General features: G+C 59.7%; 17 protein-coding genes and 1 pseudogene. 12 read left to right on the forward strand and 6 right to left on the reverse strand.

Features of this window, described 5'->3' with window-relative positions; translation table 11 throughout:
- Positions 1–86 precede the first annotated feature (86 nt).
- Complete coding sequence (locus KW403_RS07450) at positions 87–1250, reverse strand: mandelate racemase/muconate lactonizing enzyme family protein (RefSeq protein ID WP_223022082.1); 1164 nt, start codon at positions 1248–1250, stop codon at positions 87–89.
- A 109-nt stretch (positions 1251–1359) separates the two neighbouring features.
- Complete coding sequence (locus KW403_RS07455) at positions 1360–2280, reverse strand: LysR family transcriptional regulator (RefSeq protein ID WP_223022083.1); 921 nt, start codon at positions 2278–2280, stop codon at positions 1360–1362.
- Between the two features lie 188 nt (positions 2281–2468).
- Between KW403_RS07455 and KW403_RS07460 the strand changes: the two genes are divergently transcribed.
- From KW403_RS07460 to KW403_RS07510, 11 genes are all read left to right on the forward strand, one after another.
- Complete coding sequence (locus tag KW403_RS07460; RefSeq protein ID WP_223022084.1) at positions 2469–3695, forward strand: aminotransferase class V-fold PLP-dependent enzyme; 1227 nt, start codon at positions 2469–2471, stop codon at positions 3693–3695.
- 47 nt (positions 3696–3742) lie between these two features.
- The gene (locus KW403_RS07465; protein WP_223022085.1) at positions 3743–4843 is read left to right on the forward strand and encodes an ABC transporter substrate-binding protein; all 1101 of its coding nucleotides are present in this window, start codon (positions 3743–3745) and stop codon (positions 4841–4843) included.
- A gap of 63 nt (positions 4844–4906) precedes the next feature.
- The gene (locus tag KW403_RS07470; protein WP_223022086.1) at positions 4907–5833 is read left to right on the forward strand and encodes an ABC transporter permease; all 927 of its coding nucleotides are present in this window, start codon (positions 4907–4909) and stop codon (positions 5831–5833) included.
- Between the two features lie 2 nt (positions 5834–5835).
- Positions 5836–6651 carry an ABC transporter permease gene (locus KW403_RS07475; protein ID WP_246637922.1) on the forward strand — a complete coding sequence of 272 codons (816 nt, stop codon included), beginning with the start codon at positions 5836–5838 and terminating at the stop codon, positions 6649–6651.
- The gene (locus KW403_RS07480; RefSeq protein ID WP_223022088.1) at positions 6644–7735 is read left to right on the forward strand and encodes an ABC transporter ATP-binding protein; all 1092 of its coding nucleotides are present in this window, start codon (positions 6644–6646) and stop codon (positions 7733–7735) included. The genes KW403_RS07475 and KW403_RS07480 overlap by 8 nt, the downstream gene beginning before the upstream one ends.
- 37 nt (positions 7736–7772) lie before the next feature.
- Positions 7773–8747 (forward strand): ornithine cyclodeaminase family protein, encoded by a 975-nt coding sequence (locus tag KW403_RS07485; RefSeq protein WP_223022089.1) that lies wholly within the window; start codon positions 7773–7775, stop codon positions 8745–8747.
- A gap of 72 nt (positions 8748–8819) precedes the next feature.
- A complete protein-coding gene (locus KW403_RS07490) occupies positions 8820–9740 on the forward strand; it encodes a LysR substrate-binding domain-containing protein (RefSeq protein WP_223022090.1) in 921 nt (306 codons plus the stop codon).
- 167 nt (positions 9741–9907) lie between these two features.
- Positions 9908–11170, forward strand: a complete 1263-nt coding sequence (locus KW403_RS07495) for an ABC transporter substrate-binding protein (RefSeq protein ID WP_223022091.1) — start codon at positions 9908–9910, stop codon at positions 11168–11170.
- An 18-nt stretch (positions 11171–11188) separates the two neighbouring features.
- Positions 11189–12148: a carbohydrate ABC transporter permease gene (locus KW403_RS07500; RefSeq protein ID WP_246637923.1), complete on the forward strand. Its 960-nt coding sequence runs from the start codon at positions 11189–11191 to the stop codon at positions 12146–12148.
- 2 nt (positions 12149–12150) lie between these two features.
- Positions 12151–12987 carry a carbohydrate ABC transporter permease gene (locus tag KW403_RS07505; protein WP_223022092.1) on the forward strand — a complete coding sequence of 279 codons (837 nt, stop codon included), beginning with the start codon at positions 12151–12153 and terminating at the stop codon, positions 12985–12987.
- 24 nt (positions 12988–13011) lie between these two features.
- Positions 13012–14127: an ABC transporter ATP-binding protein gene (locus KW403_RS07510; RefSeq protein ID WP_223022093.1), complete on the forward strand. Its 1116-nt coding sequence runs from the start codon at positions 13012–13014 to the stop codon at positions 14125–14127.
- A gap of 192 nt (positions 14128–14319) precedes the next feature.
- Here the strand turns inward: KW403_RS07510 and KW403_RS07515 are convergent.
- Positions 14320–14460 (reverse strand): annotated as a pseudogene (locus tag KW403_RS07515) (transposase); the annotation flags it as partial.
- Between the two features lie 441 nt (positions 14461–14901).
- On the opposite strand from KW403_RS07515, the gene KW403_RS07520 reads away from it, so the two are divergent.
- A complete protein-coding gene (locus KW403_RS07520) occupies positions 14902–15927 on the forward strand; it encodes a LacI family DNA-binding transcriptional regulator (protein WP_223022094.1) in 1026 nt (341 codons plus the stop codon).
- On the opposite strand, the gene KW403_RS07525 is transcribed toward KW403_RS07520, so the two are convergent.
- From KW403_RS07525 to KW403_RS07535, 3 genes are all read right to left on the reverse strand, one after another.
- Complete coding sequence (locus KW403_RS07525; protein ID WP_223022095.1) at positions 15924–17306, reverse strand: FAD-dependent oxidoreductase; 1383 nt, start codon at positions 17304–17306, stop codon at positions 15924–15926. The genes KW403_RS07520 and KW403_RS07525 overlap by 4 nt on opposite strands.
- Positions 17307–17335: 29 nt before the next feature.
- A complete protein-coding gene (locus KW403_RS07530) occupies positions 17336–18571 on the reverse strand; it encodes an LVIVD repeat-containing protein (protein WP_223022479.1) in 1236 nt (411 codons plus the stop codon).
- Positions 18572–18674: 103 nt separating this feature from the next.
- Positions 18675–19670: a sugar ABC transporter substrate-binding protein gene (locus tag KW403_RS07535; RefSeq protein ID WP_223022096.1), complete on the reverse strand. Its 996-nt coding sequence runs from the start codon at positions 19668–19670 to the stop codon at positions 18675–18677.
- Positions 19671–19733: the final 63 nt, after the last annotated feature.

Raw genomic sequence — 19733 nt, forward strand, 5'->3', positions numbered from 1 at the left:
GACTAATAAAATCCGCAAAAATGAACACCCAGCATTGCTTCGGCAGCAACACGTGAGCAGGCCGATGTCGACCTTTTTGGCAAACTTCATTCAAGCGTGACGCGTTTCCAGAGGTGGTTCTTTACCGACGCCTTGTCCAGAACGGCCCCCAAGCCTGGAAGGGCGTCGAGGATCATGCGACCATTCCGTACATTGTCTTCCCACGGATTCTCGAGGATTGGCCGGTAATCCGGCTCCCTGGCGTAGTCAGGAAAACACTCGAGAACCATGAAGTTGGGAATACAAGCCGCCAGCTGTGCTGAGATCGCCGTGGCAAGCGTGCTTCCGTAATTGTGGGGGGCAACGCGGACATTATGGATCTCTGCGAGTGCCGCGATCTTCCTGCCCTCCATCAACCCTCCGGTGTTACAGAGGTCTGGCTGGATGATGGAAACGGCTCCAGTTTCCAGCAATGAGTGAAACCCGTAGCGCGTGTAAACACGTTCGCCTGCCGCAAGGGGGATCGACGTCTGACGGCCCACTCTTTTCAAAGCACCCGGCAGCGCTGGATCCACCGGCTCTTCCACAAAACAGACGCCGAAAGGCTCCAGCCGGCGCAGCAGCGGCAGCAACTGATCGGATGAAAGTCCCCCACCAAAATCGAGCATGATGGCAATGTCATCACCCACCGCGGCACGAAGCTTTTCAACACGGTCAATGACCAGCGCCAATTCCCCTTCGCGAAGACTGCGGCGCGCCGGATGGCGGATCACCGTAACCGGATCGGCCATGCCGAGCGGGTAGAGCTTCAGCCCGCGATAGCCACGGTCAACCGTACGTAACCCCGCCTCCGCAAATTCGCTGCCATTGTCACAACCAAGCCACCAGCCATTGGCGTACACATCAAGCTCTGTCTCGATCGGACCTCCAAGAAGCGAATAGACCGGAACGCCAAGTGTCTTGCCCTTGATGTCCCAAAGCGCATGGTCGATGGCGCTGAGCCCGGCTATGGAAATCGCACCGCCGCCCTTGGTCCAGAAACCCTGATCGTAAATGTCATTCCAGATCAACTCGACGGGGGACGGATCCCGGCCAATAACCAGGCGCTCAAGCATTGCCGCCAGCATCTCGGCCGCCGCCGTCGTCCCCAGGCCATATGCGATGCCGGCCTCGCCCAAACCCGTTATCCCTTCATCGGTTTCAAGCTCAAGGATGACGGCCCGGCGGAAGCCCGTTGGTACGACGTAGATGTTCGCGGCGGTGATTTTCATGGGATATCCAGATCCGTTTCTTCGGCGCCCGACTGTCCGCCGCCGAAGCGGGCATCTCAATGGAAATGTGGTCAAGGGCCTGTGCGCGAAAGGAATAGCCCCTTCGAAGTCAACCGAGCATCTTTGCGAGTGCGCGCTCTTCCTTTTCCATCTCAGCAATCAGCCAGTCCCGGACGAGTTCGACAACAGGGCGGATCGCTCGCTGGCTTGAGGAAACCAGATGATAGCTACGGTCCGTGAGAATAACCTTGTCGCTGGCGCTGACCAGCATTCCATCAATGATGAGCCGCGAAACGACCGAGGTCCAGCCGAGCGCCAATCCCTGACCGCTGAGCGCTGCCTGCAGCACCACCGAGTAATCCGAAAAGGACAGATGGTTCCATGAGGTCGGTATGCGTTTGCCGGCTTCCGAAGCGAATTCGCTCCAGCCGAACCAGTGATCCGGAAGATTGATCAGGGTGTGCGGCGATACAGGCGCATCGAAGGTTCCGCGATCGCGGACATATGCCGGGGCGCCAATCGCCAGAACACGCTCGGGGGCGAACCAACCGCCAAGCTTACGGGCATCATCGCCCACAGCCACCCGCAGCCCGAGATCGCAGTTGGCCAAGGGCCCACCGACACTGCCCGGCAGAAGCTGGAACTGCAGGTCCGTGTTGGGGAATTGTTCGCGGAAACTGCTATAGCGCGGCATCAGCCAATGGGTTGCCATGCCCGACGAAATCGACAGCATCACCACTTCGCGTGTGCCATCGCGTCCCTCGATCTCATCAAGAACATCCTCGATCGAATGGAATGCGCGGGTGGTCACGCGGCTGAGCTTCTTACCGGCCTCCGTCAATGCGAGGTTTGGCCCGGACCTGATGAAGAGTTTCTCGCCCAGATGCTTCTCAAGCGTCGCCACCGCATGGCTGACGGCTGGCTGCGTGATGTTCAACTCATCCGCGGCCTTGGAGAAATTTGAATGGCGGGCAGCCACCTCGAAGACGAACAGTGTGCTGGGAGAAGGAAGGTGGCGACGCAGTACCATAAACACAGCTTATATTGAGGATGAATCTTTTCAACCTGTTTCATCCCCATTCTGCATGGCACCCTCGGACCAATCTTTACGATATTCGTTCGCAAGAGCGGCAGATAACAATAAACGGAACGCTATGCTTGCGCACTATGGGGACGTTGCCGGGCTTTCATTCCAAGCACAGAGCAGAAAGTCCGGCCATGGCAGTGGACGCACGACAGCTGCGGGCTGACACGCCGGGCTGCACAACAGAACTGGTTCATTTCAACAATGCGGGCGCCAGCCTCATGCCGCAGCCGGTCATCGAGGCGGTTGAGCGCCATTGGGCCGAGGAGATCATGTCAGGAGGCTATGAAGCGGCAGAAAGGCGGGCCCGTGAACTGCAGGCGACCTATGAGGTCACCGCGCGGCTTGTCGGCGGCGCAGCGGACGAGATCGCCTTCTTCGACAATGCCACCCGCGCATGGCAGGCAGCCTTCCATGCCATTGGCTGGAGTCCGGGCGACGAGCTGATCACCGGGCAATCCGAATACAACTCCAACATGATTGCCTTCCGTCATGCCGAGGCAAGTTTGGGAATCAGTGTGTTGCTGGTACCGGACACGCTGGATGGGATCGTCGACGTCGATGCCCTCGAGTCGATGATCTCCAGCCGCACCCGGCTCATCGCCATTTCCCATATGCCAACCAATGACGGCCTCATCAACCCGGCCCGGGAGATTGGAATGGCGGCACGCAGGCACAAAGTCCCGTTTCTTCTGGATGCCTGTCAGTCTGTCGGCCAGATGCCGATCGACGTCAAAGCCCTCGGCTGCACCATGCTTTCCGCAACCGGCAGAAAGTATCTTCGCGGTCCACGCGGAACTGGGTTCCTCTGGGTCGATCGCAGCGCGCTCGACGCACTGCGGCCGCATGCACTCGACATTCAATCGGCGCGATGGACCGAAGTGGACCGGTTCGAGTTAGCCGCCGGCGCCCAGCGCTTCGAACTATGGGAACGCAATGTCGCAGCCCAGCTGGGCCTCGGCGCAGCCTGCCGCTATGCCCTGGAGATCGGCCTGGAGAACATCTGGGACCGTGTCAGCGATCTGGCCACGCAGATGCGCGGAATGTTGGGCGAACTCCCTGGGATCACGGTTCAGGACCGGGGTCTCGAGAAGAGTGGCATCGTGACCTTCTTTCACGACAGCGTGCCTGCAGAAACGCTTGTTCGGGACCTCCGGCAGCGTTTCGGTATCAACACATCGCTCTCCAACACCCAGCTGACCCGCAGGGCATTGCGCAAACAAGGCGTCAAGACACTGGTGAGGGCTTCAGTGCATGCCTACAACACGGCGGACGAGATCAATCGCCTGAGGAAAGCCCTCGCTGTTTTGACAGCGGGACAAGAGAACAACACAAAATTGAACGCAGGTCAGATCGCCTGATCCGGCTTCGTTCGGGGAACCAAAAAACATCAAAAAGGAGAACGGCCATGACTTTCAAGCCGACAAGACGGACAGTGTTGACGGGAATGGGGATAGCCGGCCTTGCCGGGCTGAGCGCACCCGGCCTCATCAGGCCGGCAAGTGCCGCCGATGGTGAACTCAACATCTGGGCTTATGACGGATTCATTACCGACGCGTTCCGGCAGCGCTTCGAGGAGGAGACCGGGATCCGCCTCAACATCCGCACGGTCACGGACCAGGGCGAGCAGTTCAACCTGATGGCAGCGGAGAACGGCAAATTCAGCGCCGATATCGTGACCTGCGCCGGCCACCGGTTCTACCAGTTCATCGATGCCGGCTTTCTTGCGCCCATCGACCGCGCAAAGCTTGGCAACTGGAACCATATCGAAGACGAATATGCGAGTGCGTCTTGGGTCTCGCGCTCGGGTGAGCAGTGGGGTGTGCCGCTCGTCGTCGTTTCCACCGGCCTTCTCTACAACACCGAGGAGATTGAAGCGCCGGAAAGCTGGGACGTGATGTTCAGCGAGGCCAATGCCGGGCGCACGGCCTACCAGATTCAGGATTTCTTCCAGATCGTCATGAATTATCTGGGCTATGACGGCTCAGCCGCCTCCTACATGAATACGCCGGATGTGGCGCAGCGCGCGGTGGATGCGACGCGGGATTTCCTGATCGAGCACAAGCATATGGTGCGGCGCTATTATGAAGCCGCGACCGAAATCCAGCAAATGATGGTGACGGGCGATGTGGCGCTGGCGCAGGCGGGTTCTGGCCCTTCCTCTCAGCTGATCATCGACGGTTTCCCTGCAGGCTATACAATTCCGAAGGAAGGTGGCCTCGCCTATGCCTATGGCTTCAACATCACGAAGGATGCGGCGAACATGGAGAATGCCTATACCTTCCTGAACGCGCTTCTGGCAGATCCGGAGAACGGGGCCGAGATCGTCCGCTCCACCGGCCTCTCCTCCACCATCAAGGGCACGGAGGCGCTGCTGACGGACCAGGAGAAGGAAGCGCTGGCACTGACTGCCGAAGAGCGCAGCCGCCTTTCCTGGGTGGATGTGGAAACAGCACCCTTCATCTTCGATCTCATCGACAAGGCGGCGGAAGAAATCCGCGCCGCCTGATCGAGGAACAAGTAAGCCGGCTGCCAGTACGGTAGCCGGCATCGAAGCCCAAAACGAGTATCGATGACCCGCCTGCTCATTCATTTGCGACGGTATTCCGTCTATCGCGGCCTGACCGACCTTTATGCCCGCTCGCCGCTGGCACGGGTGCTGATCGTCAGCATCGTGCCGCTTCTGTGGATTCTCGGCACAACGGCTGCACCGCTGACGCAGATGGTGCTTGTGAGCTTCCATGAAAGCTTTCCTGTACGCGAGGGTGAAACCGTCCATTGGACACTGGCAAATTATGCGAGCTTCTTAGAACGCCCCCTCTACCTGACGGCGTTTGTGCGCTCCTTCGTGTTCGCAACTGTGGTCACCTTCCTGACGCTACTCGTCGTCTTTCCGATTGCCTATTACATCGCCAAGGTGGCACCGCGCAGCCGCCGCACGAGGCTTCTGCTTCTGGTCGTCGCACCCTTCTGGGTAAGCGAGATCATTCGCAGCTTTGCGTGGATCGTGATGCTGGCCAATCGCGGAGCGGTGAACTCGTTTCTCTCCTTCATCGGCATGCCCGGTACGCCGGTGGAGCTGCTTTACAACAATGTTTCACTGACCATCGGCATCATCTACCTGACCTCGCTCTATATGCTCCTACCGCTCTACGCGGCGCTGGAGAAAATCGACGACAATGTGCTGGAGGCGGCGGCCAATCTGGGCGCACCGGGCTGGCAGCGCTTCCTGCGCATCGTCCTGCCGCTGTCGCGTGACGGTGTTGTGGCCGGGTGCTCGCTCGTGTTCCTGCTGGTCATCGGCCTTTATGCGATGCCGCAGCTTCTGGGCGGACCGGGCAACACGCTGTTCGCCACAACAATCGGCCAGATCTTCGCGAAGGCCGGCGCGTCATGGCCGCAGGGCAGTGCCTTCAGCATCATCCTGACAGGAACCGCGCTCGCCTATGTAGGCCTCTTCGTGGCAATCTTTCAGCGGCGTGGCCGCGGGAGGGCATGAGAATGAAACTGCGCAATCTCGCCCTGCCCGGCCTTTTCTGGCTGTTCGTCGCCTATCTCTTCCTGCCACTGTTCGTGATGGCGGCGATGGGTTTCCGCGATTCCAACTTCGTTGCCTTCCCAATCCATAGCTGGACTACAAAATGGTACAGCGAGGTGCTCCTTGATCGCGACGTCATGGAAGCGCTGTGGCTTTCAGCCCGGGTGGCTATCTTCTCCACGGTGCTGTCGGTGGCTGTCGGCCTGCCAATCGCCTTCGCTGTTGCCCGCACCTCCGGCATCGCCCGCGGACTCCTCATCGCGCTCATCCTTCTGCCAGCTTTCCTGCCGGTGGTCGTCTCGGCGATTTCGCTGCGCATCTTCATTGGCCGCATCGGCCTTGAAACGGGGACCGCCGCGATCGCCTTCGGCCACGCGGTCGGCTCCGTACCCTTCGTCGTGATCATGGTTCTGACCCGTCTGAACACGATGGGCCGCAACATGGCTGATGCGGCCCGCAATCTCGGTGCGGACGACGTCATCATACTCGTGCGCATCGTCTTGCCATATCTGTCGCCGGCGCTGCTGGGCGCATTCATGTTCTGCCTTTTGCTGTCGTTCGAGGATTTCGTGCGCTCGTTCTTCCTCGGCGGGTTCGAGCAGACCTTCCCGGTTCTCCTGTTCGCCCGGCTGCGCTTCGGCTTCGATCCGGGCCTTGCCGCCATCTCGACGCTCGTCCTCATCGCCACGACCGGCTTTGGCCTCTATGCCGAACGCTTTGTGCGCAAGCGCAGCCTGCGCAGCGAATCCTCCCTGACTTCCGGTGCCAAGAATGACTGATCCCGTACCCGCCATCGAACTGAAGAACATCTGCAAGGCCTATGGCGCGCTGCGGGTCATCGACGATGTCTCGCTCACCATCGACCGCGGCGTGTTCATCACGCTTCTGGGTCCGTCGGGCTGCGGGAAGTCTACGTTGCTGCGCTCCATTGTTGGCCTGGCCGAACCGGACAGCGGTACGATTCTGGTTGACGGAAAGGACATCACCAACGCGGCTGCCCACAACCGCCCGGTAAAGATGGTGTTTCAGGATTACGCGCTCTTTCCGCACATGACCGTAGCCCAGAACATCGGCTTCGGCTGCGAGATGCAGGGCATGGAGAAGAGCGCCATCGCGCGCCGCTCTACCGAGCTTCTGGAACTTATCCGCCTGCCCGACATCGCCAATCGCTATCCCGACGCGCTTTCCGGTGGTCAGCGGCAGCGTGTTGCGCTCGCCCGTGCACTGGCACCCGATCCGGCCGCCCTGTTGCTTGATGAGCCGCTTGGCGCGCTTGATCTGAAACTGCGGCAGGACATGCAGCGTGAGCTGAAGGCCATCCAGCGGCGCACGGGCAAGACCTTCGTATTTGTTACGCACGACCAGCAGGAAGCCATGTCCATGTCGGATCTTGTGGCGGTGATGAATAAGGGGCGGATCGAACAGCTCGACAGCCCCGAGAACATCTATGCCAATCCGGCAACCCTGTTCATCGCCGATTTCGTCGGCGCCACCAATCTTTTTGAAGCGAAGGTCGAGGCGAAGGACGGGGATCACCTGACCCTTTCCGTCGGAGATGCGCGCTGGCGCGTGCCGGCTGCCCGCGTGACTTCGCAGAGAAAGCCGGAAGAGGGCGAGGCGGTCTCGGTGGTGATCCGCCCGGAGGCGTTCGACATTGGCGCTGGCCGCCGGAAGAACGGCATCGAGCTATCCGGCCGCGTGACCGACCAGACCTATCTCGGCGACCGCGTGCATCTGAATGTCGACACGGCGGACGGAAGATCATTGCTGGTCGATGTCCGGCCGCCGGTCGCGATTGGAGAAGGCGCGGAAATCAAACTGCACTGCCGAGCAGACAATCTCGCGATTATCGCTGATCGATGAGCGCGCAACAAACAGACTGTGAAATGGAGACGCCCTGATGGAAATGATCGATGCCAAACGCGTGCACGAACTGCTGGATTATGAAGGCCTGTTCGCCGCACTTGAGGCTGCGCACAAGGGCGGCATGCCCAAACAGTCCGATCGCCTGATCTATCAGGAGCCGAACCCGCAGGGCCAGCCGGACATCTTCATCATCCTGCCGGCGTGGGAACCGCAGGAAGGTATCCTGGCGAAGCTGGTTACCTCCTTCCCAAACAACAAGGCGCGGCACAATCTGCCGACCGTGAACTCTATCTATGTTTTCATCAATGCCGACACGGGCGTTGCCGAGGCGGTGATTGACGGCGAGGCGGTGATCTTCCGCAAGACCTCATCGGATTCGGCTTTCGGTTCGAAGCTTCTCTCGCGTGAGGATGCCGAAAACTTCCTGATGATCGGTGCTGGCGGGCTGGCACCCTATTTGGTCAAGGCGCATCTTGCCGCCCGGCCCAGCCTCAAGCGCGTCATGCTTTGGAACCGCACCGGGGCCAATGCCGAAGGACTGGCAAAAACGCTGGCCGCGGAAGGGATCGAAGCGGACGTGGTTTCCGATCTCGACAAGGCGGTGAGCGAGGCCGACATCATCTCAAGCGCCACCATGGCCAACGAGCCGCATCTCAAGGGCAGGCTCCTGAAGCCGGGTGCCCATGTGGATCTTGTCGGCTCCTTCACGCCGGAAATGCGCGAAGCCGACGACGATGTTCTCAAACGCGCATCCATCTTCGTCGATCATCGCCAGACCACCACGCGCTCCGGTGAGTTCCTCGGTCCGTACGAGCGTGGCATCATCACGCCGGACGATGTGCACGGCGATCTCTTCGAACTTTGCCAGGGCAAGGTGAAGGGTCGTCAGTCTGCTGACGAAATCACAATGATGAAGAATGGCGGCGGCAGCCATATCGACTACTACGTCGCCAAATATCTGATGGACCGGCATCACGGCCGGCCGTTCTCGACACGTTGTTCGAACTGATCCCGTGGCGGCGGCTATGCGCCGCCGCCGCATTTTGACTGATGATCGTGAGGTGAAGACAAGGGGAGTGTCATGGAACTGCCGCGACGTTTGATCCCTTCCGTTTCGGGCCTGATCGCCTTCGAGGCGACGGCCCGACATCTGAGCTTTTCGCAGGCCGCCAAGGATCTCTCGCTTTCGCAAGGGGCCGTTTCCAAACGGGTGCGCCAGTTGGAACAGATGCTTGGTGTTGCCCTTCTCGCCCGCAACAATCATCAGGTCCACCTGACGGAGATGGGGCAGCGCTATCTTCCGCAGGTGCGCACCCTTCTAGGACAGCTGGAAAGTTCCACCCGGGCGCTGATGCAGGGAGCGGATGGCAAAACCACTATCACGATGGCGGCGCCCGTCGGGTTTTCGGCTTGCTGGTTGATTTCCCGTCTCGGCGACTTCCAAAAACGCCATGCCAACCTCAGCATCAATCTGATCACCTCAAAGACGTTGCTCGAAACCGATGACGAAACGGTGGACTGCGCCATCGTGCAGGGCACGCCGCAATGGGGCGCCCTCGCCTGCACACCGCTTTTCGAGGAAGAGCTTGTGCCGGTGGCAAGTCCACACTTCATGCGCAGCCGGCGTCCGAATTCTCCCGACAAACTGCATGAATGCACGCTGCTTCATCTGTCGGGGCAACCCGATCTTTGGGCTGAATGGTTTGAACAGGCAGGATGCCCTCGATCGGCGTTTCCCGGTGGGCCGCAATTCGATCAGTTTCCCCTCCTGATCATGGCCACCGTGCAGGGTCAGGGAACCGCGATCATTCCCCGCTTCATGGTCGAAAGGGAGCTCGCATCGGGTGAACTTGAAGTGGTGTTCGATGTGCCGCTGCGCAGCCGAAAAGCCTATCATTTCGTGATGCCGGCCCGGTCGGCAAGCGACCGAAACATTCTCGCCCTGCGTAGCTGGATCATGGACTGCGTGGCAGGAGACGCGGGTTGCAGCAGAGCGGCATGAAATCGTTCGTTCGCCTTGCCTGATCGGCACTGCCCTATTCCAAAAAGCGATTTGAGCCCATCCAGCCTCAAAGGCAGACTTTCCTCGGGAAGCGCGGCGTTCCGGATACCTGTCCAGTGAAGACAGGAGCGGATCATCAGCCGGGCGACAACCAGAGGAGAACACGAATGCCCGGAAGAACACGCAACTTGCTTTATGCCACCGCCCTGGCCGCGACGGCCCTTGCTGCGGGGTCGACGACTTCGATGGCGGAAGATGAGATCAGCTTCCTTGTGGTTGATTTCGAGGCGCCCGGAATGGGTGACTGGTGGCAGCTTCTGGTTTCAACCTATGAAGAAAAGACCGGCAACAAGGTGGTGCCGCGAAACACGCCGGCGAGCGAATATTACGAGCAATTGCTCATTCAGGCCGCCAGCGGCACCGGTGCCGATATTCTCACCGTCAATCCGAACAATATCGGCGAGCTTCTGGCCGCCGGTCAGTTGATGCCTCTGACAGAGTTTTTCGAAAGCTCGGGCGTGAAAGAGCAGATCGTCGAGGGCGGCTTCGATGCGCTGACGGCGGACGGCGAAATCTACGCTCTGCCGATCACTGGTCGCACCCTCGAGCTTATCTATAATGCCTGCTATCTGAAGGATGCCGGATTCGACCGTCCTCCCCAGACGCCGCAGGAGTTTCTCGACTACGCGACAAAGCTGACGGTCAAGGACGGTTCGGGCCGCGTGACCCGCTATGGCGCAAACATGGTCAACGCCAATGAAGACCCCACCTATGAGATGCTGCTCATGTGGAGCATCGCCAATGGCGGCTCGTTTGCTGATGCGGATGGCAATTTCACGCTTGATTCCGAACCTGTGATCGCCGGCCTGAAGCAGATGAAGGCGCTCTATGATGCAGGTGTCGTTCCCAAGGGAATGACGGAGACAGACCAGCGCTCGCTCTTTGCCACCGGCGGCACCGCCATGACAATTGACGGACAGTGGCAGTTTCCCTTCATCGAGAAGAACAATTCCGAGAATTTCGACTGCTACAAGTCGGCGCTACACCCATGGGATGGGCCGGGCACGGGCGGCGTGAACATGGCGCTGGCCATCAATGCCGCAACATCAAGCCCGGATGCGGCCAAAGCCTTCATCGAGACGGCGGCGAGCGCCGAAATGCAGTCCACCTTCTCCGATCACAGCCCCTATATTCCTTATGGGGTGAACGCGTTGACCGATGCGCAGAAAGAGGCGCGTCCCTATCTGGAACCCTGGATCAAAAGCAGCGGAAATGCCCACCCGGTGGCGATTCCCGGCCATGCCGACCAGTTTAACGAGATCTGGCCGATCGTTGTCGACGCGGTTCTGCTGACGCTCAGAGACGGAAAGCCGGCCGAGGAAAGCCTCGCCGAAGCACAAGCCAAGCTGGAAGACTGCTGCGCCAAGTAGGCGTGGCGGATTGCCGGAATGCAGACTGCCGAAAACAACAAGAGAGAGGGTGACCGACGAGCCGGAAAAGGTGCCCGGATCACCACTTTCCTGACAGAAGGAGGGGGCTTCCTTCTGATCATGCTGCTGCCCGCCCTGCTGGTTCTGGGGTTTGTGATCGGCTTGCCAATGCTTAAAGCGCTCGCGCTCAGCCTTGACTCGATCAACTTCCGCAGACCTGCAGCGGCGGGCACTTTTGGTCTGCACAATTACGAAAAGCTCATATTCGATGCCCAGGTCTGGAACGCGGTCTGGCGATCGGCGCTCTATATGGGGGGCACCGTCATCGGATCGATCGTGCTTGCGCTTTCGGCGGCGCTCCTGACGCGGCGCATCGTGCATTTCCGTGCATTGGCACGCCTTACGTTTCTCATTCCATGGACGGTTCCAGCCGTGGTTACGGCCCTGGTCTGGGGCGTGATGTATGAGGGCAATTTTGGGGTGATCAATCGGCTGATCGAACCCCTGCCCTTCATCAACGGGACAGATTGGCTCATCAACCGGGAGACGGCTCTTCCCGCTCTCATCCTGGCGCAGGTCTGGAACGAATTCCCGGTGGCCTACATCTTCTTTCTGGCAGGACTTCACTCCATTCCCGAAGAACTCTACGAGGCCGCGCGAATCGACCGGGCGAGCGCCTTCAATCAGTTTCGCTACATCACCCTTCCGCAGCTCAGCTCGATTACGGCCGTGATCGTGATCCTTCTCATGATCATGGGCTTCAAGTCCTTTCCCATCATCTTCATTTTGACCGGAGGCGGGCCGGCCGGGGCGACCGAGACCATGACGGTGCTCACCTACAACACCGCGTTTCGAAAACTCGATTTTTCCTATGCTGCTACACTCGGCATTCTCGCCGTGTTCATCTCGCTTGCAATGGTGCTCGTGTATCTTCGGGTCATGAAGCGGGCGGAACGTGGTGCCGGGGGAGCGGTTTGACCTTGGCGCGCCCTGTCGGAAATTCCATTGGCGGCGAGATCATGCACGTGTGCGCGTTGGTGCTCCTGGGAATACTGGTGTTGTTTCCGGTGTATTGGATGGCGGTCATTGCGCTGACACCCACCGGTTTCAGCCGAAGTCTCGCGGGAATTGTTCCCGAACGGATTACCTTTGAGAATTTCGTGATGTTGTTCAGCGAGCGCCCCATGCTGCGCTGGATCGGCAATAGCATCTTTGTTGCAGCCACATCATCTTTCCTGTCGCTCGCCTTCGGCGCTTCCTGCGGCTACGTTCTCAGCCGGATCAAGTTCCGTGGCTCAGGGCTCGTTCTTATACTGGTTCTCGCCACACAGATGATGCCGGCTACCAGCATCGTTGTCCCGCTTTACATTCTGTTCCGCGACTTCGGCCTTCTCGACACCATGCAAGGCATGGTGCTGGGCCACATTTCGCTGGTCGCACCACTGGCCATATGGATGAGCAAAGGGTTCTTCGACAGCATCCCCGCGGATCTTGAAGGTGCGGCGCGCATCGACGGCTGTTCCCGCCTTTCGGCCTATTGGCATGTGACGCTTCCCCTGGCGCTGCCGGGACTTGCGGCGATTTTCATCTACGGGTTCGTCACGAGCTGGCACGATTTCCTTTTCGCGAAAACGCTCATCAATTCACAATCGCTCTGGACGGCAGCCACCGGCATCTCATCCTTTCGCGGGGAGTATTTCACCCTCCACGAATTGCAGATGGCAGCAGCCCTCGTGTTTGCGCTTCCCGTCATCATCGTCTTCCTCATCATGCAGCGGCGTATCGTCTCTGGCGCGCTCGCCGGCAGTGTCCGCTGATCGCAAACAAGAACTGGAACAGCCATGGCAACCGTCTCGTTCTCGAAGATCGTCAAATCCTTTGGGCAGACCGAGGTCATCCATGGCGCCGATATCGATATAGAAGACGGCGAATTCGTTGTCTTCGTCGGGCCTTCAGGCTGCGGAAAGTCGACACTGTTGCGCATGTTGGCGGGACTGGAGAGTGTCAGCGATGGCGAGATCCGCATCGGGGAGACCGTGGTCACCGAGCTTGCACCAAAGGACAGGGATGTGGCCATGGTGTTTCAAAACTATGCGCTCTATCCGCATATGACCGTGGCCGACAACATCGGCTTTCCCCTCAAAATGACCGGCGTCCAGAAGACCGCGCGCACAAAAAACGTAAATGAGGTCGCAAAGCTTCTCGGCCTCGATGGTCTGTTGGACCGCTATCCGCGCGAGCTTTCGGGCGGTCAGCGTCAGCGCGTCGCCATGGGCCGCGCCATTATACGTCGGCCTTCGGTTTTCCTGTTTGATGAACCTCTGTCCAATCTGGACGCGGCATTGCGCGTTCAGATGCGTCGCGAGATCAAGCTCCTGCACAAGCGTCTGGAATCCACAATGATCTTCGTCACTCATGATCAGGTGGAAGCGATGACGATGGCCGACCGGATCGTGGTTCTGCGCGGCGGCCGCGTGGAGCAGATCGGCACACCCGATGAGATCTATCGACAGCCGGCGAACACATTTGTTGCCAGCTTCATCGGCGCGCCCCCGATGAATGTGATCGAAGGCACAGTCGCCCTGTTGCAGCAAGGTCCGGTCTTCATGCCTAAGGCCGAGCCGAAACTTGCAATTGAACTCCCTGCCGATGCAAAATCGAAGCCCAATGCAGCCTTTCTGGGCATTCGACCGGAGGATTGCATTCTGCAGCGTCCGAACGGTTCACTCCATCCAAACGGGTGCGTCAGGTTCATCGAGCGAAGCGGGCCCGAAACCCAGTTGACCGTCACGCTAGGAGCGACGGGGAAGCTTTCGATCATGACGCTGAGCTTTGATGGAAGCAAACATGTGATAGGTGACCCGGTAAATGTTGTTTTTCCTCCGGAGCGGCTTTGCCTCTTTGATCAAGAGGGTAACTTGTTGCGCCAGGATGGATCGTCCGTGTTCTTCTCATAACCCGTCAGCTCTCAGCTCCCGCTGCCGTTGGGATCATGACTTGTAGGCTGAGTTTAACCAGCAGACGGTTGGTGGTGGTTCCAGTCCAAATCAAACCTGCCTCTGCAGCCAAATCCCCTGTTTGCCGTCAAAAAATACAGGGGACAATCGCCGTTTGCAAAGGGACTCCGTGAGTCTGCAAGCGGGTGACCTGCCACTGAATTTGACCTTCCAGTTTGAGATGGTGCCCTCTGACATGCCGTGCTTGCGGCACAGGTTTGCGTACTTTGCGCCTGCCTCGTACTCGGCCAGAATTCCGATGATTTGCTTGTCTGTGAAACCCGTTCGCTCCATGGTCCGTCTTCCAACGGGGCGGGACTCTGGTCGGCGATGGAGGAAAACCCCGTGGCAGGTCAACAACGAAGGGAGGAAACCGAAATCTTGACCCTTGGGTAACCGCCGTTCCATACATAAAAGGCGGGTCAACTCTCGGTCTGGACGATGTGTCGCCGCCTGCACATCCACACATGTCATCCGCGGGCGCGAGAGCAGCTCGGCCTGTTGAGGCTCCGTAGCGAGCCTTTTCGCTATGTTTGGATTGGTCTCAGTCTTCGATCCTCCGTACTTTATGTCACCACGGTGAAATAATTCAGATGGAGAGGAGCCCCCAGAAGGTATAAATTGTTAGCTTCCTGAGCATGAGTAGCTCAAATGTAGACTGCGGCTTCTGTCTTCTCGTGTGGAATGGCTGGATGAAGTCGACCAAATCCAAAGAATATTTAGGTTCCCAGTTCGATGGCCAAGATCAAGGATGTTGCCGCGAAGGCCGGCGTGTCGACCGCGACGGTTTCGCATGTCATCAACGGCTCGCGCACCGTCAGCCCGGCAACGACGAAGAAGGTCAGGGCGGCCATCAAGGCGCTGAAGTACCGGCCCCACGGCATCGCGCGCAGCCTGCGCGTCGCCCAGACCGGAACCATCGCGGTGCTGATCTCCGACATCTCCAATCCTTTCTTCGCCGACTTCGTGCGCGGCGTGGAGGATGCTGCCCACCAAAGCGGCGAACGCTACCATCTCCTTTTGTGCAACACCGAGGAAAGCACCGAGCGCGAACGTCGCGCGCTCGATCTGGTGCTTGAACGGCGCATCGACGGCATCATCATGGCCCCGGCGGGCGGCAACGAGGAGATTCTCATCGACCTCGCCGAAAGCGGCATGCCGCTGATCTTCGGCGACCGAGAACTCAAGGGCGTACCCGCCGACACGGTGGTCGCTGACAATGTCGCGGCTGCGGCCGAACTCACACGCCATCTCATCTCGCTCGGGCACGAGCGCATCGCGCTTCTGGAAGCCGATCTCAACGCGTCCGCCATCGACGAACGCACTGCCGGCTTCCGCCAGGCTCTTGCAAAGGCCGGGCTCAAACTCGACCCCCGTCATGTAGGCAGAAGCCCGTCCAACGTGGTTGACGCCGAGGCGGCGGGCAAGGCGCTTCTCGGCACCGAGCCGCGGCCAGACGCCGTGTTCTGTACCAACAACTTCATGACGCTCGGCATGATGCAGGCAGTGATGAGTGCCGGGCTGAGATGTCCGCAGGACATCGCCGTCGTCGGCTTCGACGACTTTCCTTGGGCGGCGGCCTTCAGCCCCCGCCTCACGGTCGTGGCGCAGCCTGCCCACGAGATCGGCCGCGAGGCCGCTGCGCTGCTGTTCGACCGCCTGTCTGGACGGCGAACCGGCGATCCCGTGCAACTGACGCTCGCCACCAGGTTGATCGTTCGCGATTCCTGTGGAGCGGGCCTGAAAAGCTCCCGTTCCTAGCCGTTCGCCTGCAACACCTCGGGAACGTCCTCGTCGGGCGTGCCGAGCCACACGCCGAGTTCGCGAAGCCGCGCCTGGACGTCCGCCGCCTCGATCTTCGAGATGGGCACGCCACGCGCCGCCGCAAGCGCCGCCGCGACGGCAGCCGCCTCGCCGGTCATCGTGCAGGCGGGAACGTTCCGCGTCGAACCGAAGGCAATCTCGTCGGACGAGATGCACCGACCGGCCATGATGATGTTGTCCAGTTCCAGCGGAACCATCGTTCGAAACGGAATGCCGTAACCGATACCTATATGGTCCATGATGGCGTTGCTTCCGCCGGGCTCGTGGACATCGACCGGTGAATTGCACAGGCCGATGGCATCGTCGAAGCGCTTGTTGCCGCGCACATCGTCCTCGGTCAGTACATAATGGCCGACCACGCGGCGGGTCTCGCGGATGCCGAGTTTCGGTGCGACCTCCAGGAAGATCGCGTTCTCGAAACCGCCGACGAAGCGCTGCAGGAAATCGTAAGCGCAGTATGCCTGCTTGCGGATCTCGATCTCGGCCTGGCTCAGGTCGCGGTCGTCAAGCCCGTTGCCTTGGAACCGGGTCACATTGACGGAAATCTCGCCGGGGATCAGGCCGGTCTTCATGGTGATGTGATCCTTTGGTACGATCCAATCGAAACCCTCGGCGACCTTGTCCTTGATGCGCTGCTGGAAACCCGTGAGCAGCACCGCCATGACGTAATCTTCGTTGTTGTCGCCGGCCTCCTTGGGATAGACGACCTCCCACATGTCGTCACGATGCTTCTCGCAATCGGCGATCAGCGCCGGCACATTGACATTGAGCAGCCTGAAATAGGAGGTGATCGGCTGGGTCAATCCGTCGCCCTGGCGCCCCAGCATGAACTTCGCACCCGCGAGCGCGGCCACGTCGCCGTCGCCAGAGGCGTCGACGAAGGCCTTTGCGAGCACGAGGCTCTCGCCTGACTTGGTGCGGATGACTAGGCCGTGAACGGCGTTGTCCTTGACGACGGTCTCGGTCACCGTCGCGCGCAGCAACACCTCCACGCCGGATTCCTCGACCATCTCGATGATGACGCGTTGCATCGTCTCGGCGTCGAACGTGCCTGTGTATTTACCCCAGTAGGATTCGCGCACGCGGCCATCGGCACCACGGTAGCCGACGCAGCGATCCAGCATTTCGTGGAAGATCGCCGAGTTGATCAAACCCGTCGGCTTCGTCAGACGGCCACCGGTGATCAGCCCTCCCAGAAAGCCCGTGCCTTCCAGAAGCAGCACTTTCGCGCCTTCCCGGGCAGCACGTATCGCCGCGACAATGCCAGAGGAGCCGGCACCCGTCACTACCACGTCATAGGAACCGAAGAGGTTCATGGGCAAGTCCTTTCCTGCGTCGGCTGAAATCAGCCGTCATATTCCATGATGTAAAGACCGGCGTTGTAGTCGGTCACGTAGATAAGCCCCGACGCTTCGACGAAGATATCGCAGGACTGGATGATCGGTTTCTTGCCAGGCCTCTGGTCCATCAGGCCCTGCGGAGCAGGCGGAACGAGCGCTCCGACCTCCTTAGGCCGATACTGATCGGATATGTCGAACACGCGCACGCCCGCATTCTGCCAGGTCGAAAAGATGATCGAGGAACTCTGGAACGTGCCGGGGCGGTTCTCATGGACGTTGTGCGGCCCGTAATGCGCGCCCTTGCGCGCATAGTCGGCATCCTGCGGAACGGGCATGGTCGCGACGGGGACCGGATTGGCGCGGTCTTTCACGTCGAACAACCAGATGTTTTTCAACCCGTCCTCGAAATCGTCGAGCACTGCCTCGTCGAGCACGACCAACAGGTCGCGGTCCGGGAGCGGCAGGCAATTGTGTGTTCCCCCCTGGAAGGGCGGCGACCAGTTGCGGTGGACGACGAGCTTCGGATCGGTCCGGTCGGCGACATCCATCACCACCAGTCCGGCATCGCGCCACGCACCCCAGGCGGTGTCGCCGTTCACGATGGCATGATGCAGACCGTATTTCGCCACCGGCGACCATGACGGCTTCTCACCCGCCTCGAGGTTCATGCCCGGGAGCCAGTAGCGGCCGGCCTCGCGCGGATTGGTAGGATCGGACATGTCAACAGTCATGAAAATGAAGTCGGTGAAGCCGTCGAGCAGCGCCGAAACATAGGCCCACTGCCCGCCAGTCCACCAGATACGGTGAATGCCGCCGGAAACCGGCATAAAGCCGATCCGCTTCGGTTGGCCCGGCGTCGAAATGTCGTAAACCGCGAGCCCGGCATCCCAGTCGCGCTCCGCCTTGGGCGCGGCAGTGCCGAGCGCCGTTCCGGCCGCGGCCTTGTAGTAGCTCGCCTCATCGGCGAATGCGCTGTCGGCAAAGACGTCCTTGCCATGAATAACAAGAAGAAGATTGTCCGCCACCTGCAAATGCACGTTCCAGGTATTGGGCGGGGCCTCGACATAACCGACCGGCTTCGTGTTCTTCGGATCGCGCACATCGACAACAGAGAACCCTTTACTGAACAGGTGCCCGACATAGGCGAAGCCGTTTTCGACCATCACCTGTATGCCGTCGCGGCGGCCACCCTGGTCGCTGTGGCCGACCAGGCGCATGTTGCGGGCATAATCGGGCTTCATGAGTTCGGTCACTTTTGGGTCTCTCCAGCTTGTGTTCGGGCCGATGCCGCCGTTAAAAAACGGAACACGCCGCCCGAGGCGGCGTGCTCGCCGTCGGTGCGTCCTACTTGACGCGGTTACCCCAGTTGTTCTCGCTGTCGACATTGTCCTTCCAGATCATCACCGGCTGGATCAGCGTCTCCTTTGCGACTTCCTTGCCGGCAAAGTGGTTCTCCATTTCACCGACGATGGATTCCGCCATCGAGAAAGGGTTCTGGCCGACATCGGCATCCTGGATGCCTTCGCGGATGCGTTCCAGTCCCAGCGGCGTGCCATCGAAACCGATGATCGGCACGTGGCCTTCCTCACCGACGAGCTTCAGACGATCGATCTGGCGAAGCGCGGAAACCACGCCGCGGATCATCTCGTCATTGTGTGCCCAGATGCCGGCGACGTTGGGATCGCGGGTGAAGGCGTCGAGCACGAGCGTATGCGCGTTGTCGGCGGTCCACTCGGCTTTCAGCGTTTCGATCTTGAAGCCGGGATACTTCTCTTCAGCGCGGTCATGAAAGCCTTTGTAGCGCTTCTCCGACTGGCCGGAGCCGATGGCACCGCGAACCTCGAGGACGAGCCCCTCATCGCCGATGAGCTTTGCCATCGCATCCGCTGCCGCGGAACCGCCGGCGACATCGTCGAAGGTGTTGTAGGCGACCCATTCACCTTCCGGGGGAAGGTTCTCCAGCATGAAGAGCGGGATGCCGGACTCGTTGGCCCTGCGCACACCGCCCTGCAACAGGGTGGCATCCACCGGATTGAGAAGAATGATGTCCGGCTGCTTGCTGACGATGTCGAGAAGCTGAGTGGTCTGGGTGGAAGGGTCGCCCTTTCCGTCATAGACCGAGATGCTCATGCCCTTTTCGGCGGCCAGTTCCTTCACCCGATTCACGAGCGTGACCTGGTACTCATACTGCAGCCCGAACGCGATATAAGCGAGATCCTTGCCTTTGAGTACGCTGTCGGCGGCGGATACCTTGGGTGCGAACCCCAAATTGACTGCTGCTATTGTTACGGCCCCGGCTGCCAATGCCAGGAATGTGCGGCGTGTTTTATTGGTTTCCATGGTAATACAGTTTCCTCCCTAATGGACTGTCTGTGAGACTTAGTTTTCCCAACCGAGTCACCG

This window comes from Nitratireductor kimnyeongensis (assembly GCF_019891395.1).
GTDB lineage: Bacteria > Pseudomonadota > Alphaproteobacteria > Rhizobiales > Rhizobiaceae > Nitratireductor > Nitratireductor kimnyeongensis.